26 protein-coding genes are annotated in these 23,660 nt (G+C 59.2%); 19 read left to right on the top strand and 7 right to left on the bottom strand.

The annotated features are described in order from the left end of the window. Window positions 1–142: 142 nt before the first annotated feature. The 4 genes from hisJ (at window position 143) to hisP (ending at window position 3,172) form a co-directional block, all read left to right on the top strand. Window positions 143–925 carry a histidine ABC transporter substrate-binding protein HisJ gene (hisJ, locus tag QZ766_RS13020; RefSeq protein WP_297202631.1) on the top strand — a complete coding sequence of 261 codons (783 nt, stop codon included), beginning with the start codon at window positions 143–145 and terminating at the stop codon, window positions 923–925. 66 nt (window positions 926–991) lie between these two features. Continuing rightward, window positions 992–1,678 carry a histidine ABC transporter permease HisQ gene (locus QZ766_RS13015; protein WP_297202629.1) on the top strand — a complete coding sequence of 229 codons (687 nt, stop codon included), beginning with the start codon at window positions 992–994 and terminating at the stop codon, window positions 1,676–1,678. Beyond that, window positions 1,675–2,391, top strand: coding sequence for an ABC transporter permease (locus QZ766_RS13010; protein ID WP_297202627.1), 717 nt, complete (start codon window positions 1,675–1,677; stop codon window positions 2,389–2,391). The genes QZ766_RS13015 and QZ766_RS13010 overlap by 4 nt, the downstream gene beginning before the upstream one ends. 7 nt (window positions 2,392–2,398) lie before the next feature. Further along, complete coding sequence (hisP, locus tag QZ766_RS13005) at window positions 2,399–3,172, top strand: histidine ABC transporter ATP-binding protein HisP (protein WP_297202625.1); 774 nt, start codon at window positions 2,399–2,401, stop codon at window positions 3,170–3,172. A 13-nt stretch (window positions 3,173–3,185) separates the two neighbouring features. Here hisP and QZ766_RS13000 read toward each other — a convergent pair whose 3' ends face one another. Next, window positions 3,186–4,133 (bottom strand): sugar-binding transcriptional regulator, encoded by a 948-nt coding sequence (locus QZ766_RS13000; RefSeq protein WP_297202623.1) that lies wholly within the window; start codon window positions 4,131–4,133, stop codon window positions 3,186–3,188. A gap of 201 nt (window positions 4,134–4,334) precedes the next feature. Between QZ766_RS13000 and dalD the strand changes: the two genes are divergently transcribed. From dalD to QZ766_RS12985, 3 genes are read left to right on the top strand one after another with little or no spacing between them, the layout of a single operon-like run. After that, complete coding sequence (dalD, locus tag QZ766_RS12995; RefSeq protein ID WP_297202621.1) at window positions 4,335–5,732, top strand: D-arabinitol 4-dehydrogenase; 1,398 nt, start codon at window positions 4,335–4,337, stop codon at window positions 5,730–5,732. Window positions 5,733–5,741: 9 nt separating this feature from the next. Further along, window positions 5,742–7,202: a xylulokinase gene (gene xylB, locus QZ766_RS12990; protein ID WP_297202618.1), complete on the top strand. Its 1,461-nt coding sequence runs from the start codon at window positions 5,742–5,744 to the stop codon at window positions 7,200–7,202. Between the two features lie 54 nt (window positions 7,203–7,256). Further along, window positions 7,257–8,528: an MFS transporter gene (locus QZ766_RS12985; protein ID WP_297202616.1), complete on the top strand. Its 1,272-nt coding sequence runs from the start codon at window positions 7,257–7,259 to the stop codon at window positions 8,526–8,528. A gap of 11 nt (window positions 8,529–8,539) precedes the next feature. On the opposite strand, the gene QZ766_RS12980 is transcribed toward QZ766_RS12985, so the two are convergent. From QZ766_RS12980 to folX, 3 genes are all read right to left on the bottom strand, one after another. Beyond that, the gene (locus QZ766_RS12980; protein ID WP_297202614.1) at window positions 8,540–9,046 is read right to left on the bottom strand and encodes a GNAT family N-acetyltransferase; all 507 of its coding nucleotides are present in this window, start codon (window positions 9,044–9,046) and stop codon (window positions 8,540–8,542) included. A 101-nt stretch (window positions 9,047–9,147) separates the two neighbouring features. Continuing rightward, window positions 9,148–10,041: a TIGR01777 family oxidoreductase gene (locus tag QZ766_RS12975; protein ID WP_297202612.1), complete on the bottom strand. Its 894-nt coding sequence runs from the start codon at window positions 10,039–10,041 to the stop codon at window positions 9,148–9,150. 19 nt (window positions 10,042–10,060) lie between these two features. Further along, the gene (gene folX, locus QZ766_RS12970; RefSeq protein ID WP_297202610.1) at window positions 10,061–10,423 is read right to left on the bottom strand and encodes a dihydroneopterin triphosphate 2'-epimerase; all 363 of its coding nucleotides are present in this window, start codon (window positions 10,421–10,423) and stop codon (window positions 10,061–10,063) included. 185 nt (window positions 10,424–10,608) lie between these two features. Between folX and yfcF the strand changes: the two genes are divergently transcribed. The 3 genes from yfcF to yfcD are packed head-to-tail and all read left to right on the top strand — an operon-like array spanning window position 10,609 to window position 12,455. Then, window positions 10,609–11,253: a glutathione transferase gene (gene yfcF / locus QZ766_RS12965; RefSeq protein ID WP_297202608.1), complete on the top strand. Its 645-nt coding sequence runs from the start codon at window positions 10,609–10,611 to the stop codon at window positions 11,251–11,253. 51 nt (window positions 11,254–11,304) lie between these two features. After that, entirely contained in the window at window positions 11,305–11,856 is a 552-nt protein-coding gene (gene yfcE / locus QZ766_RS12960; protein WP_297202606.1) for a phosphodiesterase, read from the top strand. Between the two features lie 56 nt (window positions 11,857–11,912). Beyond that, on the top strand, window positions 11,913–12,455 hold the full coding sequence (yfcD, locus tag QZ766_RS12955) for an NUDIX hydrolase YfcD (RefSeq protein ID WP_297202605.1): 543 nt from the start codon (window positions 11,913–11,915) through the stop codon (window positions 12,453–12,455). Window positions 12,456–12,460: 5 nt separating this feature from the next. Here the strand turns inward: yfcD and QZ766_RS12950 are convergent, their stop codons facing one another. Further along, entirely contained in the window at window positions 12,461–13,480 is a 1,020-nt protein-coding gene (locus tag QZ766_RS12950) for a LacI family DNA-binding transcriptional regulator (protein ID WP_297202603.1), read from the bottom strand. Window positions 13,481–13,696: 216 nt separating this feature from the next. On the opposite strand from QZ766_RS12950, the gene QZ766_RS12945 reads away from it, so the two are divergent. The 5 genes from QZ766_RS12945 to QZ766_RS12925 all read left to right on the top strand — a co-directional run bounded on the left by QZ766_RS12945 (window position 13,697) and on the right by QZ766_RS12925 (window position 17,689). Then, window positions 13,697–14,140 carry a PTS sugar transporter subunit IIA gene (locus QZ766_RS12945; RefSeq protein WP_297202601.1) on the top strand — a complete coding sequence of 148 codons (444 nt, stop codon included), beginning with the start codon at window positions 13,697–13,699 and terminating at the stop codon, window positions 14,138–14,140. A gap of 79 nt (window positions 14,141–14,219) precedes the next feature. Then, the gene (locus tag QZ766_RS12940; RefSeq protein WP_297202599.1) at window positions 14,220–14,492 is read left to right on the top strand and encodes a PTS sugar transporter subunit IIB; all 273 of its coding nucleotides are present in this window, start codon (window positions 14,220–14,222) and stop codon (window positions 14,490–14,492) included. Window positions 14,493–14,521: 29 nt separating this feature from the next. Continuing rightward, window positions 14,522–15,910 carry a PTS ascorbate transporter subunit IIC gene (locus tag QZ766_RS12935; protein WP_297202596.1) on the top strand — a complete coding sequence of 463 codons (1,389 nt, stop codon included), beginning with the start codon at window positions 14,522–14,524 and terminating at the stop codon, window positions 15,908–15,910. Further along, a complete protein-coding gene (locus QZ766_RS12930) occupies window positions 15,910–16,743 on the top strand; it encodes a transketolase (protein ID WP_297202595.1) in 834 nt (277 codons plus the stop codon). The genes QZ766_RS12935 and QZ766_RS12930 overlap by 1 nt, the downstream gene beginning before the upstream one ends. After that, complete coding sequence (locus tag QZ766_RS12925; RefSeq protein WP_297202592.1) at window positions 16,736–17,689, top strand: transketolase family protein; 954 nt, start codon at window positions 16,736–16,738, stop codon at window positions 17,687–17,689. Before QZ766_RS12930 ends, QZ766_RS12925 begins: the two co-directional genes overlap by 8 nt. 130 nt (window positions 17,690–17,819) lie before the next feature. On the opposite strand, the gene pta is transcribed toward QZ766_RS12925, so the two are convergent. Further along, window positions 17,820–19,967 (bottom strand): phosphate acetyltransferase, encoded by a 2,148-nt coding sequence (gene pta, locus QZ766_RS12920; protein WP_297202590.1) that lies wholly within the window; start codon window positions 19,965–19,967, stop codon window positions 17,820–17,822. Between the two features lie 78 nt (window positions 19,968–20,045). Beyond that, window positions 20,046–21,248: an acetate kinase gene (gene ackA / locus QZ766_RS12915; RefSeq protein ID WP_297202588.1), complete on the bottom strand. Its 1,203-nt coding sequence runs from the start codon at window positions 21,246–21,248 to the stop codon at window positions 20,046–20,048. Between the two features lie 339 nt (window positions 21,249–21,587). Here ackA and yfbV point away from each other — a divergent pair, with 339 nt between their 5' ends. From yfbV to QZ766_RS12895, 4 genes are all read left to right on the top strand, one after another. After that, window positions 21,588–22,040 carry a terminus macrodomain insulation protein YfbV gene (gene yfbV, locus QZ766_RS12910; RefSeq protein ID WP_297202586.1) on the top strand — a complete coding sequence of 151 codons (453 nt, stop codon included), beginning with the start codon at window positions 21,588–21,590 and terminating at the stop codon, window positions 22,038–22,040. A 92-nt stretch (window positions 22,041–22,132) separates the two neighbouring features. Beyond that, window positions 22,133–22,627, top strand: coding sequence for a YfbU family protein (locus QZ766_RS12905; protein WP_297202584.1), 495 nt, complete (start codon window positions 22,133–22,135; stop codon window positions 22,625–22,627). Further along, the gene (locus QZ766_RS12900) at window positions 22,627–23,298 is read left to right on the top strand and encodes a sugar phosphatase (protein ID WP_297202582.1); all 672 of its coding nucleotides are present in this window, start codon (window positions 22,627–22,629) and stop codon (window positions 23,296–23,298) included. Before QZ766_RS12905 ends, QZ766_RS12900 begins: the two co-directional genes overlap by 1 nt. A gap of 63 nt (window positions 23,299–23,361) precedes the next feature. Beyond that, window positions 23,362–23,660: SLC13 family permease (locus QZ766_RS12895; RefSeq protein WP_297202580.1), on the top strand; the 299-nt coding region annotated here is incomplete at its 3' end.

Here is a 23,660-nt window from a genome sequence, read left to right as displayed (position 1 = left end):
AATGTGCATGATTAAGCATTTTTAATGCAAAAAAACGCCGGTTTAGCGGTATTAACTTTTGCCTTAACCGTATGAAAAGTGGCACGATAACGGTTCTGTAACGTCCGGTTACCCTTAAAATAACAGTCCGTTGAGGTTAGTGATGAAAAAACTCGCATTATCGCTCTCTCTTGCGCTGGCGCTTTCCAGCGCGACCGCAGCATTCGCTGAAGTCCCGCAGAAAATCCGCATCGGCACCGATCCGACCTACGCGCCATTTGAATCTAAAAACGCCAAAGGCGAGCTGGTCGGGTTTGATATCGATCTGGCAAAAGCGCTCTGCACCCGGATTAAGGCGCAGTGTACCTTTGTGGAAAACCCGCTGGATGCGCTGATCCCTTCGCTGCTGGCGAAGAAAATCGACGTGATTATGTCTTCGCTGTCGATAACCGAGAAGCGCCAGCAGCAGATTGCCTTCACCGACAAGCTCTACGCTGCCGATTCGCGTCTGGTAGTGAAAAAGGGCAGCCCGATAACCCCAGACCTGAGCACCCTGAAAGGCAAGCGCGTCGGCGTACTGCAGGGCACCACCCAGGAAACCTATGGCAACGAACACTGGGCGCCGAAAGGCATTGAGATTGTCTCCTATCAGGGCCAGGACAATATCTACTCCGACCTGACCGCCGGACGCATCGATGCGGCGTTCCAGGATGAAGTGGCCGCAAGCGAAGGCTTCCTCAAGCAGCCTGCAGGCAAAGCCTACCAGTTTGGCGGCCCGTCCATTAAAGACGTGAAGCTGTTCGGCGTGGGCACCGGAATGGGGCTGCGCAAGCAGGATAACGAACTGCGTGAAGCCCTTAACAAAGCGTTCGCAGAAATGCGCGCCGACGGCTCTTATGACAAGCTGGCGAAGAAGTATTTCGATTTTAACGTATACGGCGAATAAACCGCCGTTTTCACCGCGACCTCGCTATGCACGATGTCGCGGTGCCGGACTGACAGGAATGGCGCTATGCTGCACGGGTTTTCACAGGTAATTTTTCAGGGCGCGCTGGTGACCCTTGAGCTGGCGCTCAGCGCGGTGGTCCTGGCGGTGATCATTGGCCTGGCGGGCGCGGCGGCAAAGCTGTCGGGCAATCGGCTGCTGGCGCTGATCTTTGAAGGCTATACCACGCTGATCCGCGGCGTGCCGGATCTGGTGCTGATGCTGCTGATCTTCTACGGACTGCAGATAGCGCTTAACAGCGTGACTGACGCCCTCGGCGCGGCGCAGTTTGATATCGATCCGATGGTGGCCGGTATCATCACTCTTGGTTTTATCTACGGCGCCTACTTTACCGAAACTTTTCGCGGCGCGTTTCTCGCGGTACCGAAAGGGCATATCGAAGCAGCGACGGCGTTCGGCTTCACCGCCCGGCAGACCTTTCGCCGGATCCTGTTTCCGGCGATGATGCGCTTCGCGCTGCCGGGGATCGGCAACAACTGGCAGGTTATCCTCAAAGCCACGGCGCTGGTCTCGCTGCTGGGGCTGGAAGATGTGGTGAAAGCCACCCAGCTGGCGGGCAAAAGCACCTGGGAGCCGTTCTACTTCGCTATCGTCTGCGGCGTTATTTATCTGGTATTTACCACTGCCTCCAACGGCGTGCTGCTGCTGCTTGAGCGCCGCTACTCCGTCGGCGTGAAGAGGGCTGACCTGTGATAGAGATTATTCAGGAGTACTGGAAATCCCTGCTCTGGACCGACGGCTACCGCTTCACCGGCGTGGCTATTACCCTGTGGCTGCTGATTGCTTCGGTAGCAATGGGCGGTGTGCTGGCGATTTTTCTCGCGGTAGGCCGGGTGTCCAGCAACAAATTTATCCAGTTTCCCATCTGGCTGTTCACCTATATTTTTCGCGGCACGCCGCTGTACGTCCAGCTGCTGGTGTTTTACTCCGGGATGTACACCCTGGAAATCGTCAAGGGCACCGAGCTGCTGAACGCCTTTTTCCGCAGCGGACTCAATTGCACGGTGCTGGCGCTGACGCTGAACACCTGCGCCTATACCACCGAGATCTTTGCCGGTGCGATCCGCTCGGTGCCGGCGGGGGAAATTGAAGCCGCCCGGGCCTACGGCTTTAGCGGCGTGAAGCTCTATCGCTGCATTATTCTGCCCTCGGCCCTGCGCATCGCGCTGCCGGCTTACAGCAACGAAGTGATCCTGATGCTGCACTCTACGGCGCTGGCTTTTACCGCGACGGTGCCGGATCTGCTGAAAATTGCCCGGGACATTAACTCCGCGACCTATCAGCCGTTTACCGCTTTCGGCATCGCCGCCGTGCTGTACCTGATTATCTCCTATGTCCTGATTAGCCTCTTTCGCAAAGCGGAAAAGCGCTGGCTGCAACATGTGAAACCTGCGTCGACACACTGAGAACACCATGGCTGAGAACAAATTAAACGTAATCGATTTGCACAAGCGCTACGGCGAACACGAAGTGCTGAAAGGCGTCTCGCTGCAGGCTAATGCCGGGGACGTCATTACCATCATCGGATCGTCGGGATCGGGGAAAAGTACCTTCCTGCGCTGCATTAACTTTCTCGAAAAGCCCAGCGAAGGCACCATCGTGGTCAGCGGTAAAAACATTGGCCTGGTGCGAGACAAAGACGGCCAGCTTAAAGTGGCCGATAAAAACCAGCTGCGCCTGCTGCGCACCCGGCTGACGATGGTTTTTCAGCACTTCAACCTGTGGAGCCACATGACGGTGCTGGAAAATGTGATGGAAGCGCCGATCCAGGTGCTGGGGCTCAGCAAAAGCGAGGCCCGGGAGCGGGCGGTGAAGTACCTGCTGAAGGTCGGCATCGATGAGCGCCAGCATATTAAATACCCGGTGCATTTATCTGGCGGCCAGCAGCAGCGCGTCTCCATTGCCCGGGCGCTGGCGATGGAGCCGGAAGTGCTGCTGTTTGACGAACCCACCTCGGCGCTCGATCCGGAGCTGGTGGGCGAGGTGCTGCGCATTATGCAAAAGCTGGCGGAGGAGGGGAAAACCATGGTGGTGGTCACCCACGAAATGAGTTTTGCCCGCAATGTCTCCTCCCACGTGATTTTCCTCCATCAGGGGCTAATCGAGGAAGAGGGGCACCCGGAGGCGGTGTTCGGCAGCCCGAAAAGCGCCCGCCTGCAGCAGTTTCTTAAGGGTTCACATAATTAACCACTGCTGGCCGTCAGGCGGCCAGCAGCTTCACCGCCGTGTCTTCATCGGTGACCAGCCCGGTTATCCAGCCTCCCTTGAGCGCCGCGAGGATCGCGGCATACTTTTTCTCGCCGGCGGCAAAGCCAATAATTTCGCGCCCGGTACGGGCGGTAAGCTCGACGCTGGTCAGCAGGGCATCCAGCTCAGAACGGAGGCGCTCGCCGCGGTGATTGAAAAAGTGGCCGAGCATTTCGCCAGCCACCTGCTGGCTTTCCAGATGCCGCACCTGCGCGTCGGTAATAAATCCCTCCGCGTTCAGCGGGCAGCCGATGCCCACTTCGCCAATGCCTAAAAACGTGATGTCGGCGTGCAGCGCGCGCGCCGCCACCCGCTGATAGACCTGATGTTGGCACCAGCTGGTTTTATCCTCCGGGCTGTCGGCGTACAGCGGCGCGGGAATAAAAAAGTATTTCCCCTGCATCTTTTCCGCCATTTTCAGCGGCACGTCGTAGCGGGTACCTGAATCATCCCGGGCGATGGCACCGATCATCGACACGCACTGGTGCTGGGGGCGCTCCAGCCAGGGCAGAGCATCAATGCAGGCCCGCAGGGTTTTCCCGGAACCGATACCGAACACCTGGGGCCGCTCTTCGCTGATGTACTGGGCCATGATCTCAGCGCCTTCCACGGCGAGCATCTGCTGCACCGCGTCGTTACCGAGCCCTGCGGAGGGCACGATGCGGCACAGGGCGAGACCAAACTTTGCTTCCAGATCCCGGGCCAGCTGTAGGCAGCGGGTCACAGGATGGGCGATGGTGACCGTCACCATCCCCATTTCCCGCGCGCCGGAGATCAGGCGCTGGGCAACCTGACGCGACAGCCCGAGGGCGGTGGCTATCTCCTGCTGGGTCAGGCCCGCCACGTAATACATCCACGCCGCCCGCGCCGCCAGCTCGTTCTTTTTCTCTTCTTTATTCATCGTGTTATTCCCAACGTGAGTGCGCCCATTGTACGCCGGAGGGCGGCAAAGAAAGAATGGGCAAAAGTAAATTTTATGGGCAAAAGTTGTTTTCGTGAGGATCGTCGCAGATCCCTGTTGCCAGCTGCTACTAACATACCGACAACAATCGGGCATATGCCCTTTAGTAAATCAATTGCTCAAACGTCGGGAGTCGCGGTTATGGCAGATCAAAAATCGGTATGGATGCATATTGGCGCAGGTTCTTTTCATCGGGCGCACCAGGCGTGGTATCTGCACCGCCTGCTGCAGCAGGGAGACGATCGCTGGAGTATCGCGCTGGGTAACATCCGCAGCGATGCGGCTTCGCTGCTTGAGGCACTGAAAGCGCAAAACGGCGAGTACGTGCTGGAAACGGTTTCTCCGCAGGGCGATCGCGAGTACGAAACCATAACCTCTATTCGCCGGGTGCTGCCGTGGGACAGCGACATCAGCGCGCTGGTCGCGCAGGGCGCGGCGGCGGAAACCCGGGTCATTGCCTTTACCGTCACCGAAAGCGGCTATTACCTGACCCCGGAGCACGCTCTTGACCTGCAGCAGAGCGACATTCAGGCGGACCTAAACGGCGGGATCCGCACCCTGTACGGCGCGCTGACCCGGATCCTCAAGGCCCGCGTAGCGGCGCACGGCGAGCCGGTAACCCTGCTCAACTGCGACAACCTGCGCCACAACGGCGAGCGCTTCCGCCACGGTTTTCTCTCTTTCCTGAAGGCGAAAGGTGAAGACGCGCTGGCGCAGTGGGTCACTCTGAATACCACCTCGCCAAATACCATGGTGGACCGCATTACCCCGCGCCCGACCCCGGACGTGGCCGAGCGGGTACTGGCAGCGACGGGGCGACAGGATGCCGCGCCGGTGATGGGCGAATCCTTTATTCAGTGGGTGATTGAAGACGACTTTATCAACGGCCGTCCGGCGCTGGAGAACGTCGGCGTTGAGCTGGTGGACTCGGTGCTGCCCTGGGAGGAAGCTAAAATTCGCATCCTCAACGCCACCCACAGCGCCATCGCCTGGGCCGGAACGCTCTGCGGGCTGAGCTATATCGATGACAGTACCCGCCAGCCCGACATCTTCCGGCTGGCCCACGCGTACGTCACCCGGGACGTGATCCCGGCCCTGACGCCAAGCCCGCTGGATCTGGCGCAGTACCGCGACGTGGTGCTCGACCGCTTCAGCAATCCCTACATCAAAGACACCAACCAGCGGGTGGCGGCGGACGGCATGTCGAAAATCCCCGGCATGGTGACGCCGACGCTTATCCAGCGCTACCAGCAGGGTGAAACCCCGGAGGCCACCGCCGTGCTGCCGGCGCTGTTCTTCCTGTTTTTGCAGCGCTGGGCGCGGGGCGAGCTGCCCTACGAGTATCAGGACGGGGTCATGCAGCCGGACGCCGTGCGCGCCCTGTTTGCGGGCGAAGATCCGCTGGCGGAGTTTGCCCAAAGCGAAGCGCTGTTTGCCGAACTCTCCCGCTCCGCCGAGTTTCTCGCCCTGCTGCGCCACACCGTTAGCGCGCTGTCGCTGCAGCTCCCGCAGATGACCGCCGTTGCGGATGCGGTGTAAGGAGGCGCTATGTACCTGGGTATTGATATTGGCACCTCGGAACTTAAGGCGCTGCTGACGGACAGCCGCGGCGAGATTATCGGTTCAGCGCACGCGGCGCTGACGGTTCAGCGCCCGCATCCGCACTGGGCGGAGCAGGATCCCGAAGCCTGGTGGCAGGCCTGCGGCCAGGTGGTCACCGCGCTGCGCCAGCAGCATCCCCGGGAGTGGGCGGCGATCCGCGCCATTGGCCTCTCCGGGCAGATGCACGGCGCGGTGCTGCTCGACGCGGCGGGGGAAGTGCTGCGTCCCTGTATTCTGTGGAATGACACCCGCAGCGCCGACGAGTGCGCGCGGCTGCAGGCGCAGCATCCGGAAATGATCGCCCTCAGCGGCAACATGATTATGCCGGGCTTTACCGCGCCGAAGCTGGCGTGGGTTGCCCGCCACGAGCCGGATATTTTCCGCCGGGTGGCGAAAGTGCTGCTGCCGAAAGATTATCTGCGCTGGCGGCTCACCGGTGAGTTTGTCAGCGATCCCTCCGACGCGGCGGGCACCCTGTGGCTCGACGTGGCAAAGCGCGACTGGTCTGACGAACTGCTGGCCATTACCGGCCTCACGCGCGACCAGATGCCGGGGCTGGTGGAGGGCTGCGCGGTAAGCGCCGCGCTGGATCCGGCGCTGGCTACCGAGTGGGGCCTCGGCTCGGCGGTGACGGTCGCCGGCGGCGGCGGGGATAACGCCACTTCCGCCGTGGGCGTGGGCGCCGTTGAGCCGGAAGACGCCTTTATCTCGCTGGGCACCTCCGGCGTCATTTTTGTGGTTAACGATCGGCTGCAGGCCGACCCGCAGTCCGGGGTCCACGCCTTCTGCCACGCGCTGCCGGACCGCTGGCACCAGATGAGCGTAATGCTCAGCGCCGCCAGCTGCCTGCGCTGGATTTGCAATCTCCTGTCGGTCACCGAGAGCCAGCTGATGAGTGAAATCGCCGGGCTTAGCGATGAAGCGTGCCGCCGCGCGCCGGTTTTTCTGCCCTATCTCTCCGGAGAGCGCACCCCGCACAACGACGCGCTGGCCTCGGGCAGTTTCTTCAATCTGCACCACGAAACCAGCCGGGCGCTGCTGGGCTATGCGGTGATTGAAGGTGTGACCTTCGGCCTGGCCGACGGCCTGCAGGTACTCAGCAGCGGCGATATTCGCCAGTGCAGCCTCACCGGCGGCGGCGCGCGCAGCAGCCTCTGGGCGCAGCTGATTGCCGATGTGCTCGATATGCCGATGGTGACGCACCCGGCCAGCTCCTCCGGCGCGCTGGGCGCCGCGCGCCTGGCGCAGCTTGCCGACGGCGGCGAGCGCGGCGACGTATGCCGCAAACCCGATGTGCTGGCGCGCTATACGCCCCGGGCGGAGCGCCAGCCGTGGCTGCGACAGCGCCTGGCGCTGTTCCGCCTGCTCTATCAGCAGCAGCGGGACGCCCGCGCGCTGCTGCCGTAATGCCTGCGCCCCGGCTGCCGGGGCGAAACGTCCGTCTGCGAGAGGAAAAAGGTTATGCAATCGAATTACTGGTTTGGTTTACCGACGCGCCTGCTGTGGGGATTTGTGGCTATCGCTATTTTTATGGCGGGCGACGGTTTTGAAATGGCCTTTTTGTCAAAGCACATCACCGATATGGGCTTTTCTCCGGCCCAGTCGGCGATGGTGTTTACGCTCTACGGGCTGGCGGCGGCAATGGCGGCGTGGGCTTCGGGCGTGGTGGCCGAGCTTATTACCCCGCAAAAGGCGATGACCATCGGCTTTATTCTGTGGATTATCATGCACGCCCTGTTTATGTCCCTGGGGCTCGGGATGCGTAACTATCCGCTGATGCTGCTGTTCTACGGTATTCGCGGGCTGGCCTATCCGCTGTTTATCTACTCATTTATGCTGATGCTGGTTCAGGTACTGCCGCGCCAGAACCTGGCCGCGGCTACCGGCTGGTTCTGGGCGATGTACTCTGTCGGCATCGGCGTGGTGGGCAGCTATTTACCGAGCCTGACTATTCCGGCCCTCGGCGAAACCGGCACGCTGTGGCTGGCGATTGCGTGGGTGGCCTGCGGCGGCGCGCTGGCGTTTTTCAGCCTGCGCAAAGTGCCGGTAGACCGCTCGCGGGTCAATCTTCCCCTGCGTGAGAAGATGACCGAGCTGTCCCGGGCGGTGACGATCCTGTTTACTAACCGCAATGTGTTTTACGCTTGCCTGATCCGTATTATCAATACCCTGTCGCTGTTTGGCTTTGCCATCGTGATGCCGCTGCTGTTCGTGGATCGGCTGGGCTTTACTATCTCCGAGTGGCTGCAAATCTGGGCGGTGTTCTTCTTTGTTACCATCTTTACCAACATCCTGTGGGGCATTACCGGGGAATATATCGGCTGGATCCGCCAGGTGCGCTGGTTCGGCTGTCTGGGAATGGCCGTTTCGAGCCTGACGTTTTACTATCTGCCGCTGTACGCCGGGCACAACTTCCTGGTGGCGCTTATTCCGGCGGTGATGTTGGGGATTTTCGTCGCCGCCTTCGTGCCGATGACCGCGGTGTTCCCGACCCTGGAGCCGCATCACAAAGGCGCGGCAATCTCGATTTATAACCTTTCCGCCGGGATGAGCAACTTCGTCGCGCCGGCGATTGCCTCCGCGCTGCTGCCGTTCTTCGATATTGTCGGGGTGGTGTGGGCTTATACCGGACTGTACCTGTTCGCAGGGGTGCTGACCTTCATCATTAAGGTGCCGCAGCCCGGGCGCGAGCGGGCGTCCAGCCCGGTTGGTGACGCGGGGCAGCGGGTATAGGCGGCTCTGCCTCAGGGATGAGGCGGCGCTTCCAGCCGGTAGACCCAGTCGTCGTAGGCCGTACCGTTAATGGTATACGCCTTTTCCAGAACCTGGATGCGCAGAAATCCTTGCTTCTCCAGCAGCCGGGCCGAGGCCTGATTCGGGCCGAGCACCCAAGCGTTAATGGCCCTTAGCCCCGCGTCTTCAAAGCCGTAGCGGCACATCGCGGCCAGGGCTTCCGCCCCGTAGCCGCGGCCCTGGGCCTCGGGCAGCAGGGCGTAGCCGATGTCGGCCTCGTGCGGGTTGTGGCGGCTTACGCGCAGCCCGATATCCCCCAGCACCTCTCCCTGCCGGGTGTTAATCACCCGAACGCCGTCCTGAAGGCGCTGCGCGAACAGCGTCCTGAGCGTCTCTTCTTCGGCAATCTCGCCCATATAGCGCATCACCGCCGGATCCTGACGCAGGCGCAGAAACAGCGGCCAGTCATCCGGCGTCAGGGGCGACAGCCGCAGGCGCGGCGTGAGGATATCGGGCATGATGTTTCCTTCTCATCTTCGAATGTACACGGGTGGAGCAGGGGAAGCCCGGCACGAAGGGGTGCTGCGCCGGGGTAAAGCATCGTCGAAAAGGCGAGGCGCTATTTCAGCACGTCTGCCAGCGCTTCATCAAGATCGTACCAGCGGAAGGCGAAGCCTGCGTCCTCAAGACGCTTCGGCAGGGCGCGCTGTCCGCCGAGCACCAGTACGGAAGATTCCCCCATCAGCAGCCTGACTGCCGTCGCCGGGGCGCGAACGATCGCCGGGCGGTGCAGGGCGCGGCCGAGAGCGTGGGCAAACTGCGCGTTGTGAACCGGGTAGGGGGACACCATATTAAACGGCCCGCGCAGGTCGTTATCCAGCAGCCACAGAATGCCGTTAACCATGTCGTCAACGTGGATCCACGCCAGATACTGGCGTCCGCTGCCGATGGGACCGCCGAGGCCAAGCTTAAACGGCGGCACCATTTTGCCCAGGATACCGCCCTTAGGCGCCAGCACTACCCCGGTGCGCAGCAGACACACCCGGGTAGCGTCGCTTTGGGCGCTGCTGGCAATCTCTTCCCAGCGGGCGCAGAGGCGGTGCGTAAATTCATTGTGGGGCGGTTCTTCTTCGGTCACCACAATTTCACCGAGGTCGCCGTAATAGCCCGCCGCCGATCCGGAAATCAGCACGGCGGGCGGCGTGTCGCTGGCGTGAATCAAATCGGCAATCCGCTGGGTTATCTCCCAGCGGCTGTTGCACAGGCGCGCTTTTTGGGCATCGGTCCAGCGCCGGTCGGCGATAGGCTCTCCGGCGAGGTTGATCACCGCGTCAATGTCGTTCAGGTGGGTGCGGTCGCCGAGTCCGGGCCAAATCTCAACCCGGGAACCGAGGATTTGCCGCGCGTTGTCCGGGCTGCGGGTCACCACGGCAATATCGTGGCCCAGGGTCTGCAGGCGCGGTATCAGGTGTCGGCCAATCAGACCGGTGCCGCCAGTGATTAAAATTTTCATGCCGCCTCCCGGTGGACAATTAGCGCCGCCAGCTCATGGTCATCGACACAGAGTCGGCGTAGCGCAGGGCGTAAAGTTTATCGATCTCCACCTCAGCATAGGTGACCCAGCGGTGTTCGCACGCGAGATTGAGCACATCCTGGGTTAATTTTTCCAGCAGCGAGAAGCGGTTGTTTTCAACGTGCTGGATAATATTTTTAGTGATGGTGCGGTAGTTCAGCGCATCGTTAATATCTTCGCTGTCGCGGGCCTGCTCGGCGGGATAGTGGATAGCAACATTAATTACTACGTCCTGGCGGTTGGCTATCTCTTCCTCTTTAATACCGATAAAGGTACGCAGGCGCAGGTTTTTAATGCGGATAATCGCGTCTGGCTGGGACATTGCAGCTTCCTCACGTGTTGTTATTTCTCACATGATACAACAGGTCACGGTGCCGTTGGCGAGTCGGCAGCCGCCATTTTTACTGGCGTGACGCTATCGGAAACGGGGCAGGCGCGCGCGGCGAGTGACACCCACGCCCGGACGCGATATGTTTATTTTTCACGCTCAGCACTGTCGAGGAAACCATGAGCCATCCCGAAATTATCCTTTGGTCCGATGCCCGCTACTTTTCGCCGTACGTGATGTCTGTTTATGTAGGACTGCAGGAGAAAGGGCTGGCCTTTCATCTTAAAACCGTTGACCTCGACAGCGGGGCGCACCGGCAGCCGGACTGGCCGGGGTACGGCTTAACCCGCCGGGTGCCGCTGCTGACTGTTGATGCTTTTACCCTCAGCGAGTCGTCGGCCATCGACGAATACCTTGACGAGCGCTTTGCGCCGCCGCAGTGGGAGCGTCTCTACCCCCACGATATTGAGAAACGCGCCCGGGCCCGCCAGATTCAGGCGTGGCTGCGCAGCGATTTAGTCCCGATCCGCGAAGAGCGCCCGACGGAGGTTATCTTTGGCGAGCTGCGTCAGCCGGCCCTGAGCGAAGCCGGACGCGATGCGGCGCAAAAGCTCTTTGCCACCGCCGGGGGGCTGTTGGCCCACGGCGGAGCCAACCTGTTTGGCGAGTGGTGCATTGCCGATACCGATCTGGCGCTGATGCTCAACCGGCTGGTCTACAACGGTGATGAGGTGCCCGAGCGGCTTGCAGACTACGCCGCCTTTCAGTGGCAACGAGCGTCGGTCCAGCGCTTTGTGGCACTTAGCGGTAAACGTGCAGGCTGATGGGCGGGGAATAATCCGCTATGATGGCGCGTTTTTGCTGAGGAGTGATGAATGAAGCTGATGTTTGCATCGGATATTCACGGCTCGCTGCCGGCCACCGAGCGTGTGCTGGCGCGCTTTGCGCAGAGCGGCGCCCGCTATCTGATTATTCTTGGGGATATCCTCAATCACGGCCCGCGTAACGCGCTGCCCGAGGGCTATGCGCCGGCGCAGGTCGCCGAGCGGCTTAACCCGCTGGCGCCGCAGATTATTGCGGTGCGCGGCAACTGCGACAGCGAAGTGGATCAGATGCTGCTGGCGTTTCCGATAACTGCGCCCTGGCAGCAGGTGCTAACGCCGCACCAGCGCCTGTTTCTGACGCACGGTCATCTGTATGGCCCGGATAACTTACCGCCGCTGGCGGCTGGCGATGTGCTGATTTACGGTCATACTCATATTCCCGTCGCCCGCAGGGACGGCGATATTTACCTCTTCAATCCTGGCTCCGTAAGCATTCCCAAAGGCGGATTTTCCGCCAGCTACGGCATACTTGAAGGCAATAAATTGCAGGTTTTAGATCTCGACAGCCAACGGGTTATTGCGGAAACGGAAATTAATCCGTAAGTTACCCGACAACCGTAAACGCGCCGTAAGAGCGCTTGATGAGGAAGGTTTTTCTGATGGCAGAGCAGAATTTGGCAAGCACAGAATGGGTAGATATTGTCAACGAAGACAATGAGGTTATCGCCCAGGCCAGCCGCGAGCAGATGCGCGCGCAGTGTCTGCGTCACCGCGCGACCTATATTGTGGTGCATGATGGGATGGGCAAAATACTGGTGCAGCGCCGCACTGAAATCAAAGATTTCATGCCGGGGATGCTCGACGCTACGGCGGGGGGCGTTGTTCAGGCCGAAGAGCAAATGCTGGAGTCCGCCCGCCGCGAAGCGGAAGAGGAGCTGGGTATTGCCGGGGTTCCCTTCGCCGAGCACGGCCAGTTTTACTTCGAAGATAAACACTGCCGCGTCTGGGGCGGGCTGTTCAGCTGCGTATCACACGGTCCGTTTGCTCTACAGGAAGAAGAGGTCAGCGAAGTGTGCTGGATGACGCCGGAAGAGATCACTGCCCGCTGCGACGAGTTTACGCCGGACTCCCTGAAAGCGCTGGCGCTGTGGATGAGCCGCAATGCCAACAGCGAAGCGCACAAAGAAGAAACGGCCGGGTAAGCCGCCTAGCAGCTGTCCCGCAGGCACAGCGAGGCGGCAATCGCCGCCTCCGAATCGCGATCCTCGCCGTTTAGCCGCGCCAGCAGGGCGCGGCCTGCTTCAATACCAATCTGGCGGTGCGGCACCGCAATGGTGGTCAGCGGCGGCTGGCACACCCGGCTGACGTCGCTGTCGCCGAAGCCGACCACCGCAATATCCTCCGGTACTTTGATTCTTCTTCTCTGACATTCGTACAGTGCGCCGCACGCCAGCTCGTCGGAGACGCATACCAGCGCGTCCAGCTCCGGCCAGGCCAGCAAAAACTCCGGCAGCTGGGCCGCGCCGGTAGAAAAAGTTGGCGGCTCGGCGGCGTTGATGACCCTGTCCGGCGACATGTGGTGGCGCAGCATTGCCTTGTACCATCCCTGTAGATACTGCTGGAAAATCCACTGCTCCTGATTGGCGCACAGCAGGCCGATATTCTGGTATCCGCGCTGGATAAGCATCCGGGTCAGCTCATACATCGCCGCCGCGTTATCAATGCCGATATTCATATCCAGCGGGTCGGCGCGGCGCGCGCCGATTTCAATCACCGGTATCGCGCTATTTTTCAGCCACTGGCGCACGGTATCGCTGTGCTCCACGCTGAGCAGTATGGCCGCCGCGATATTGGAGGCCAGCAGCGTTTCCAGCAGCTTCTCCTCCTGCTCCAGATGATGGCGCGACTCTGCCAGCATTATCTGGTAGCCGGCGGGCTGCAGCACCTGCTGCAGCCCGGCAAACATTTCCGAGCAGCCCGCTTCGCTGAGGCTGGGCACCACCATGCCAATTGTCCACGACGAAGCCGACGCCAGCGCGGAGGCCGCAAGATTTGGCACATAGCCCAGCTCCTGAACCGCCGCCTCGATTTTCTCCCGCAGCTTGTCGGAGACTTGCTCCGGCGTGCGCAGCGCCCGTGAGACGGTCATGGTTCCCACGCCCGCCAGCTGCGCTACATCAGCCAGTGTCACCTTGCCAGTATTGCGCCGTTTTCGGGTCAAAGACATGGAGCTTCCTGAGTTATATCGCGTAGTAAAGGGACGCGTAGTATACGCCGGAATACCCTGCTTTTGTTCAGATAATCCGCGATGCATTGTTTTTGATAGCGCTATCACAAATCCATCACGCGCTTTTTTGGTAGCGCTATCTTTGTGAGGATAGTCACGGATAGTTACTGCCAGCTTGCATAAGGTTTGTTCACCTTCCCGAAGCAGGAGAGAACAATGTTAAGCACCTGGATCCACGATGGCACCATTAACGTGCAGGAGAAGGTTGCCAGCTGGCAGGAGGCGCTGGACATCTGCGCCCGCCCGCTGCTGCAGGCGAAAATTATCGATCCGGAGTACGTCGCGGCAATTATCGAGCAGCACCAGAAGCTCGGGCCTTACTACGTACTGGCGCCGGGACTGGCGATGCCGCACGCGCGTCCGGAAGAGGGGGCCAACGGCCTGGGACTGTCGCTGCTCAAGCTGCGCGAGGGCGTCAGCTTCGGCGCAGCGGAGGATGCGCCGGTGGATGTGATTATTATGCTGGCCGCACCGGACCGGCACAGCCATATCGAAATGATTTCAGCTCTCGCGGAGTTATTTTCCAGCGACGAGGATTTACAGCAGCTGCATCAGGCGCAAACCCTGGAGGAAATTAAAAACATTATTAACCGCTTCTGATTTTTTTATTTTTTAATCCTGAACCTCACTCTTTTCATTATGAAAGGAGCGGACCAACTCTACTTTGAAGGTGACAATAATGAAAATAATGGCGATTTGTGGATCCGGCCTCGGCAGCAGTTTTATGGTCGAGATGAATATCAAAAAAGTGCTCAAAAAACTCAATATCGAGGCGGAAGTCGAGCATTCAGATCTCTCCTCGGCCACGCCTGGTGCGGCAGACCTGTTCGTGATGGCAAAAGATATTGCCGAAAGCGCCAGCGTACCTGCGGATCAGCTGGTGGTGATTAATAACATCATCGACATCAACGAGCTGGAAAATAAGCTGGCCGCTTATTTTGCCAGCCGCTAATAACTCTTTGCATTGAGTGAGGGATGGGTATGTTTATCCTCGAAGCGCTTAATTTTGTCGTTGATATTCTGAAAGTGCCTTCGGTGCTGGTGGGGCTTATCGCCCTGATTGGCCTGGTGGCGCATAAAAAATCATTCTCTGACGTGGTTAAAGGCACCGTAAAAACCATTCTGGGGTTTATCGTGCTCGGCGGCGGCGCGGGGGTGCTGGTGAGCTCCCTGAATCCGCTGGGCGGCATGTTTGAGCACGCCTTTAATATTCAGGGCATTATTCCCAATAATGAAGCTATCGTCTCCATTGCGCTGGAAAAATACGGCGCGGCTACCGCGCTGATTATGGCGTTTGGCATGGTGGCGAATATTATTGTTGCCCGCTTTACCCGCCTGAAATATATCTTTCTGACCGGACACCACACTTTTTATATGGCGTGCATGATTGGCGTCATTCTGACGGTAGCCGGTTTTGAAGGCATTAGCCTCGTCTTCACCGGCTCGCTAATTTTAGGCATGATCATGGCCTTCTTTCCGGCCATCGCCCAGCGCTATATGCAGCGTATCACCGGCAATGACGACGTGGCGTTCGGCCATTTCGGCACGCTCGGCTACGTGTTGTCGGGCTGGATCGGCAGCAAAGTGGGCAAGGGTTCGCGCTCGACCGAAGAGATGAACCTGCCGAAAAACCTCAGCTTCCTGCGCGACAGCTCTATTTCGATTTCCATGACCATGATGATCATCTATTTGATCATGGCGGTGTGCGCCGGGCGGGAGTATGTCGAAGCGCAATTTAGCGGCGGCCAGCACTATCTGGTGTACGCCATTATCATGGCCATCACCTTCGCGGCAGGGGTGTTTATCATCCTCCAAGGCGTGCGCCTGATCCTGGCGGAGATTGTGCCGGCGTTTACCGGCTTTTCTGAGAAGCTGGTGCCGAACGCGCGACCGGCGCTGGACTGCCCGGTGGTTTACCCGTACGCCCCCAACGCGGTACTGATTGGCTTTCTGTTCAGCTTTCTCGGCGGGCTGGTGGGCCTGTTCCTCTGCGGCCAGTTCAAATGGGTGCTGATCCTCCCCGGCGTGGTACCTCACTTCTTCACTGGCGCAACCGCAGGCGTCTTTGGTAACGCCACCGGCGGACGCCGCGGAGCGATGGTCGGCGCGTTCGCTAACGGGCTGCTGATTACCTTTCTGCCGGTGCTGCTGCTGCCCGTACTTGGCGCGCTGGGCTTCGCCAATACTACCTTTTCGGATGCGGACTTCGGCGGCGTCGGCATCGTGCTGGGCAATCTGGCGCGCTACCTCCCACCGCTGGCAATCTCTGGCCTGGTGGTGGCGATTTTTGCCCTGCTGGTGCTGTTCAACTACGTGGCGAAGGGCAAAGCGGCCCCCGGCGACGCGCCGCAAAATACAGGAGTTAAATAATGAGTACGATAGCTGAAATTAGCCAGCTGGCGCGCGACATCCGCGTCGCGACCCTTAAATCCCTCACCGGGCTCGGCTTTGGCCACTACGGCGGCAGCATGTCGGTGGTTGAGACGCTGGCGGTACTATATGGCGACGTGATGCGCATTGATCCGGGCGATCCGGACTGGCAGGGCAGGGACTATTTTGTGCTGTCTAAAGGACATGCCGGACCGGCGCTGTACAGCACCCTCGCGATTAAGGGCTATTTCCCGCAGGAGGAGCTGAGCACCCTTAATCAGAACGGTACCCGCCTGCCGAGCCATCCCGACCGGCTCAAAACCCGCGGCGTGGATGCCACCACCGGCTCGCTGGGGCAGGGGATCTCGATTGCTGGCGGCATGGCGCTGTCGCACCGGCTGGCCGGGCGCGATAACCGCGTTTTCTGCATCGTGGGTGACGGCGAACTGAACGAAGGACAGTGCTGGGAGGCGTTCCAGTTTATTGCCCACCACCGGCTCAACAATCTGACGGTATTCATCGACTGGAATAAGCAGCAGCTGGACGGCACGCTGGATGAAATTATCTGCCCGTTTAATCTGGCAGAAAAATTCAGCGCCTTCGGCTTTGAAGCAGTAACAGTCAAAGGCGATGACATTCCCGGCCTGCTGGCCGCGGTGAAGCCTGTTCCCGCCGACGATGCGCGGCCCAAGGTGGTTATTCTCGACAGTATTAAAGGGCAGGGCGTGCCGTTCCTGGAGCAGCTCAGCAACTCGCACCATCTGCGGCTGACCCTGGAGATGACCAATACGATCAATGAAACTATCGCGCAGCTGGAGGCCGCCCATGATTAAGCTTGCACCCGCAGGACAAAAAGACAGCGTGGAGATGCGCAAGGTGTATGCCGGGTTTGTGGCCGAACAGGCGGAGGCCCGCAGCGGCATTATAGCCCTTGAGGCCGACCTGATGAGCTCGATGGCAATGGACGCGGTGCAGAAACAGTATCCGCAGGCGGTAATTAACTGCGGCATCATGGAGGCTAACGTAATCGGCACCGCCGCCGGACTGTCGCTCACCGGGCGCAAGCCGTTTGTTCATACTTTCACCGCATTCGCCAGCCGCCGCTGCTTCGACCAGCTGTTTATGTCTCTTGACTATCAGCGGGCAAACGTCAAGGTAATTGCCTCCGATGCTGGGGTGACCGCCTGCCACAATGGCGGAACCCACATGTCGTTCGAAGATATGGGCATCGTGCGCGGGCTGGCACACTCAGTGGTGCTGGAGGTTACCGATGCGACCATGTTCCGGGCGATCCTCGAGCAACTCAGCGAGCTTGAGGGTTTCTACTGGGTTCGCACTATCCGCAAGCAGGCGCCGGCTATTTATCAAGAAGGCTCCACGTTCACCATTGGCAAAGGCAACGTCCTGCGCGAAGGGGACGACATTACCCTGATTGCCAACGGCATTATGGTTGCAGAAGCCCTTGAGGCTGCCCGACGCCTGGCGCAGGAAGGCGTCAGCGCGGCGGTGATTGATATGTTTACCCTGAAACCTATCGACCGGATGCTGGTGAAAAACTACGCTGAGAAAACCGGGCGTATCGTCACCTGCGAAAACCACAGCATCCATAACGGGCTGGGCTCGGCGGTAGCGGAAGTGCTGGTAGAGACATGTCCCGTGCCGATGCGCCGGGTTGGTGTGAAAGAGCGCTACGGGCAGGTGGGCACCCAGGACTTTTTACAGCGGGAGTACGGGCTGACGGCGGAGGACATTGTGAAAGCGGCGCGGGAGCTGCTATAGCATTTTTACCGTAAGCCAAAGAGAAAAGGGGCGTGTTCTGCACGTCCCTTTTTTATATGCCGGGCGGTTCAGATATAAAAAATGCCGGTCAGCGTGACCGGCATTATTATCAGCGTTGATTCAGATGCTGTTACTGCTGCTGCTGAGCCGACTGAATCGCCGTCAGGGCGATGGTGTAGACGATATCGTCAACCAGTGCACCGCGGGACAGGTCGTTAACCGGCTTGCGCATACCCTGCAGCATCGGCCCGATGGAGATCAGGTCAGCAGAGCGCTGCACCGCTTTATACGTGGTGTTACCGGTGTTCAGATCCGGGAAGATGAACACGGTAGCGCGGCCGGCAACCGGAGAGTTCGGCGCTTTGGACTTCGCAACGTCAGCCATAACTGCGGCGTCGTACTGCAGCGGACCGTCGATAACCAGATCCGGACGTTTTTCCTGCGCCAGGCGGGTTGCTTCGCGCACTTTCTCAACGTCGCTACCGGCACCGGAGTTCCCGGTGGAGTAGGAGAGCATGGCCACGCGCGGGTCGATACCGAAGGCTTTGGCGGAATCGGCAGACTGAATGGCGATTTCGGCCAGCTGTTCTGCGGTCGGATCCGGGTTGATGGCGCAGTCGCCGTAAACGTAAACCTGTTCCGGCAGCAGCATGAAAAACACGGACGACACCAGCGAGCTGCCCGGCGCTGTTTTGATCAGCTGCAGCGGCGGACGGATGGTGTTGGCAGTGGTGTGAACCGCGCCGGAAACCAGGCCGTCAACTTCATTCTGCTCAAGCATCATGGTGCCGAGCACCACGTTATCTTCCAGCTGTTCGCGGGCAACCGCTTCGGTCATGCCCTTGTTCTTACGCAGCTCGACCAGGCGTGCAACGTAGCTTTCGCGAACCACTTCAGGATCGACGATTTCGATACCGGCGCCCAGTTCAACGCCCTGGTCGGCCGCAACGCGGGTGATTTCATCCGGGTTGCCCAGCAGTACGCAGGTGGCAATACCACGCTCGGCGCAGATAGATGCCGCTTTTACGGTACGCGGCTCGTCGCCTTCCGGCAGCACGACGCGCTTGCCCGCTTTACGCGCCAGCTCGGTCAGCTCATAGCGGAATGCCGGCGGAGAGAGGCGGCGGCTGCGCTCGGAGGTGGCGGTCAGGGATTCGATCCAGCTTGCGTCGATGTGGCTTGCCACATATTCCTGCACTTTTTCGATACGCTGATGGTCGTCGGCAGGAACTTCGAGATTGAAGCTCTGCAGGCTCAGCGAGGTCTGCCAGGTGTTGGTGTTCACCATAAATACCGGCAGGCCGGTCGCGAATGCGCGCTCGCACAGCTTGCTGATGCGGGCGTCCATTTCATAGCCGCCGGTCAGCAGGATGGCGCCAATCTCAACGCCGTTCATGGCGGCGAGGCAGGCGGCAACCAGCACGTCAGGACGATCCGCAGAGGTGACCAGCAGAGAGCCAGCGCGGAAATGCTCCAGCATGTGAGGAATGCTGCGGGCGCAGAAAGTCACGGACTTCACGCGGCGGGTGTTGATGTCGCCTTCGTTAACGACAGTGGCGTTCAGGTGGCGGGCCATATCGATAGCGCGAGTGGCGATCAGATCGAAGCTCCACGGTACCGTAGCCAGCACCGGCAGCGGGCTGGAGGCTTTCAGCGCGACCGGATCGATTTTAACCACTTTCGCTTTGGAAGAAGAGTCGTCGAAAATCTCGGACAGGTCAGGGCGGGTGCGGCCCTGCTCGTCAACCGGAGCATTCAGTTTGTTGATGATAACGCCGGTGATGTTGCTGTTTTTGATGCCGCCAAAGCTGCTGCGGGTCAGCTCGAGGCGCTCGTTCAGCTGTTCCTGGGTGTCGGTGCCCTGAGACATGACGAACACGATTTCCGCATTCAGGGTTTTGGCGATTTCATAGTTCAGGGACTGCGCAAACTGGTGTTTGCGGGTCGGTACCAGGCCTTCAACCAGCACAACTTCCGCATCTTTTGCATTGGCGTGATAGTTGGCAATGATCTCTTCCATCAGCACGTCTTTCTGGTTGCTGGAGAGCAGAGACTCGACGTGGCTCATTTTCAGCGGCTCGGCGGCCGGCAAATGGGAGTTCGCACGAACGATGGTGGTGGTCTGATCCGGCGCATCGCCGCCGGTGCGCGGCTGGGCGATAGGTTTAAAGACGCTCAGGCGAACGCCCTGACGTTCCATAGCGCGGATGACGCCAAGGCTGACGCTGGTCAGGCCGACGCTGGTTCCGGTCGGGATCAGCATAATGGTACGGGACATGATTTATCCTCTTTCGGTGCCGCAGGAGCGGGACGGGAGACAAAACAGAACCGCCAGCGGGGGCTGGCGGTTTAGAGATTAAGCAGTCAGGCGAGCGGCGTCTTGAGCGATAACCAGCTCTTCGTTGGTCGGGATGACCACGGCCGGGCGGGTGCCTTCTTTATTGATGAAGCCGGACTTGCCGAAGCGGGCAGCCAGGTTGCGGTCGTGATCGACTTCAAAGCCCAGCACGCCGAGCTTGCCGAGGGAGAGCTCGCGAACCATCGCCGCGTTTTCACCGATGCCGCCGGTGAAGACTACCGCATCCAGACGGCCGTCCATCAGCGCGGTGTAAGCACCGATGTATTTCGCCAGGCGGTGGCAGTAAACGTCCATCGCGCGCTTGGCGTCTTCTTTAGTCGCGTAGTTATCTTCAACGTAGCGGCAGTCGCTGGTCACTTCGGTCAGACCCAGCAGGCCAGACTCTTTGGTCAGCATCTTGTTGATGGCGTCAACGCTCATGCCCAGCGTGTCGTGCAGGTGGAAGATGATAGCCGGATCGATGTCGCCAGAGCGGGTACCCATGACCAGACCTTCCAGCGGGGTCAGCCCCATAGAGGTATCTACACACTTGCCATTGCGGATTGCGGAAACGGAACCGCCGTTGCCGAGGTGGCAGGTGATGATGTTCAGCTCTTCAACCGGCTTGTTCAGCACTTTCGCGGCTTCCTGAGTCACGTAGAAGTGGCTGGTGCCGTGCGCGCCGTAGCGGCGGATGCCGTGCTCTTTGTACAGGCTGTACGGCAGGGCATAAAGGTAAGACTCTTCCGGCATGGTCTGATGGAAAGCGGTGTCGAATACGGCAACGTTTTTATCTTTCAGGTTCGGGAAGGATTTCAGCGCTTCAGCGATACCAATCAGGTGAGCCGGGTTGTGCAGCGGGGCGAAAGAGGCAGAATCTTTGATGCCCTGAATCACAGTGTCGTCAATAACCACGGAGCGGGTATATTTTTCACCGCCGTGAACGATACGGTGACCAATTGCGGTCAGCTGGGCAGACAGTTCTGGTTTTTGTGCCAGAATCGTGTTAACGATAAAGTTCAGCGCTTCGCTGTGAGCAGCGCCTGCACCCAGTGCGGCTTCGTGTTTGCTCCCGTCCATTTTCCACTTGATGCGCGCTTCCGGAAGATGGAAACATTCGGATAAACCAGAAAGGAACTCTTCACCGTTGCTGGCATCAATGATTGCAAATTTCAGCGAAGAGCTACCGCAGTTCAGAACCAGCACTAACTTACTCGACATGGAAGTACCTACTTTTATCTTAAATGGCTAAAAAAACGTCAGTCAGTCTAAGAGCGTAGCGCATCATGACGCTGACATTTATGATTAACATCATGCCCGGGACATTTATCGGCATGACGAGAGAAAAAGGGATGGGTTACCATCCAGTTTTGCACAATTCTCAGGCAGTGCTGGATTATGCATTAATCTACTAACTTATGCGGGTGGATCTATGCCCATTCCAGGCGGCACAGAATACCCGATTGTCCAATCCTTGCCAAAATCTTTTGAACGTTGTCATATTGAGTTGTTGTTTTGTATATTTTTTTGAATTTTTATCTGTGGAGTTGAGGTAACGCCATGTCGACACCCGAAAGTCCGGTCAATTTTTTTAGTCTGTTCCGCCGCGGGCAGCACTATGCAAAGACGTGGCCCCTGGACAAGCGCCTCGCGCCGATCTTTGTTGAGAATCGCACGATCCGCGCCACGCGCTACGCCATTCGCTTTATGCCGCCGCTGGCGGTGTTTACCCTCAGCTGGCAGATAGCGCTGGGCGGTCACCTGGGGCCGGCGGTCGCAACCGCGCTGTTTGCACTGAGCTTGCCGATGCAGGGGCTGTGGTGGCTCGGCAAACGCTCGGTAACGCCGCTGCCGCCGACGATCCTGAGCTGGTTCTATGAAGTGCGCGGCAGGCTAGAAGAGGCCGGACAGGCGCTGGCTCCCGTTGAAGGTAAGCCGGATTACCAGGCACTGGCTGACACGCTTAAGCGCGCCTTCAAACAACTGGATAAAACTTTCCTCGATGATTTGTAATCCACCCCCGAAAACGCATATAAAAGAAGGCGCATAGTTTATGCGCCTTCTTTTTTTAGCCCGGCGCGACACACGTAAAGGAGTGGTAAAAAATGGAAATGACCAACGCCCAGCGTCTGATTTTGTCGAATCAGTACAAAATGATGACCATGTTGGATCCCGATAACGCCGAGCGCTATCGCCGCCTGCAGACCATTATCGAGCGCGGCTTCGGCCTGCAGATGCGCGAGCTGGATCGCGAATTTGGCCAGCTCACCGAGGAAACCTGCCGGACAATTATCGATATTATGGAGATGTACCACGCCCTGCACGTTTCCTGGAGCAACCTCAAAGACAGCGGCTGTATTGACGAGCGCCGGGTGACCTTTCTCGGCTTTGATGCCGCCACCGAGGCGCGCTATCTTAGCTATGTGCGCTTTATGGTGAATACCGAAGGGCGCTACACCCACTTCGACGCCGGCACCCACGGCTTCAACGCCCAGACGCCAATGTGGGAAAAATACCAGCGTATGCTTGGCGCATGGCACGCCTGCCCGCGCCAGTATCATCTCAGCAGCAACGAAATCAACCAGGTGATTAACGCCTGATGGAGGCTATTCTGGAGTGCAAAGGCTTTTTATTCGATCTTGATGGAACGCTGGTGGATTCGCTGCCGGTGGTTGAGCAGGCCTGGTGCCGCTGGGCCGATCGTCACGGCCTTGGCCACGACGACGTGCTCGCCTTTATTCACGGCAAGCAGGCGATAACTTCCCTGCGCCACTTCCTTGTTGGATACAGCGAGGCGCAGATTCAGGAAGAATATCGGTGGCTTGAAACGGTTGAAGCACGGGATGTAGATGGTATCGCCGCGCTGCCCGGCGCGCTGGCGCTTTTACGCTATCTCGACGCGCAGCAGATCCCCTGGGCGATCGTTACCTCAGGTTCGGTGCCGGTTGCCCACGCGCGCCACGCTGCGGCAGGCCTGCCGCAGCCGAAAGTCTTTGTTACTGCAGAACAGGTTACCCATGGCAAGCCCGAGCCGGATGCTTATCTGCTGGGGGCGAGGTTATTAGGGCTGGCACCTTCCGACTGCGCGGTAGTGGAAGACGCCGCTGCCGGCGTGCTTTCGGGACTGGCTGCGGGCTGCAGGGTTATTGCCGTTAACGTGCCTGCCGACGCGCCCCGGCTTGACGAAGTCGATTTTGTGCTGACGTCGCTGGAGCAGATTGCGCTGCGCAAAGAGGATGACGGCAGCGTGCAGGTGCAGCGCCGGGCTTGAGACTGATTGTTTACCCCGCCGCGGCGGGGATTCTTAAACTGTATTTTTGACAAGGATGACGCTGTGAACGGTGAACTCATTTGGGTGCTCTGCCTGCTTGCTGCGGCAGTTGTGCTATTTGCCACCGGTAAAGTCCGCATGGATGCGGTTGCTCTGCTAATCATCGTGGCTTTCGTGCTGAGCGGCACGTTAACCCTGAGCGAAGCCTTTTCTGGCTTTAGCGATCCTAACGTTATCCTGATTGCGGCGCTGTTCATCATTGGCGATGGCCTGGTGCGCACCGGCGTGGCGACGCAGATGGGCAGCTGGCTGGTTAAGGTCGCCGGCCACAGCGAAATCAAAATGCTGTTGTTTCTGATGCT

It is taken from the genome of uncultured Pluralibacter sp., assembly GCF_913775985.1.
In the GTDB taxonomy this organism is placed as follows: Bacteria; Pseudomonadota; Gammaproteobacteria; order Enterobacterales; family Enterobacteriaceae; genus Pluralibacter.
The sequence above is the reverse complement of the archived record's forward strand: the minus strand, read 5'-3'. Positions and strand labels throughout refer to the sequence as shown.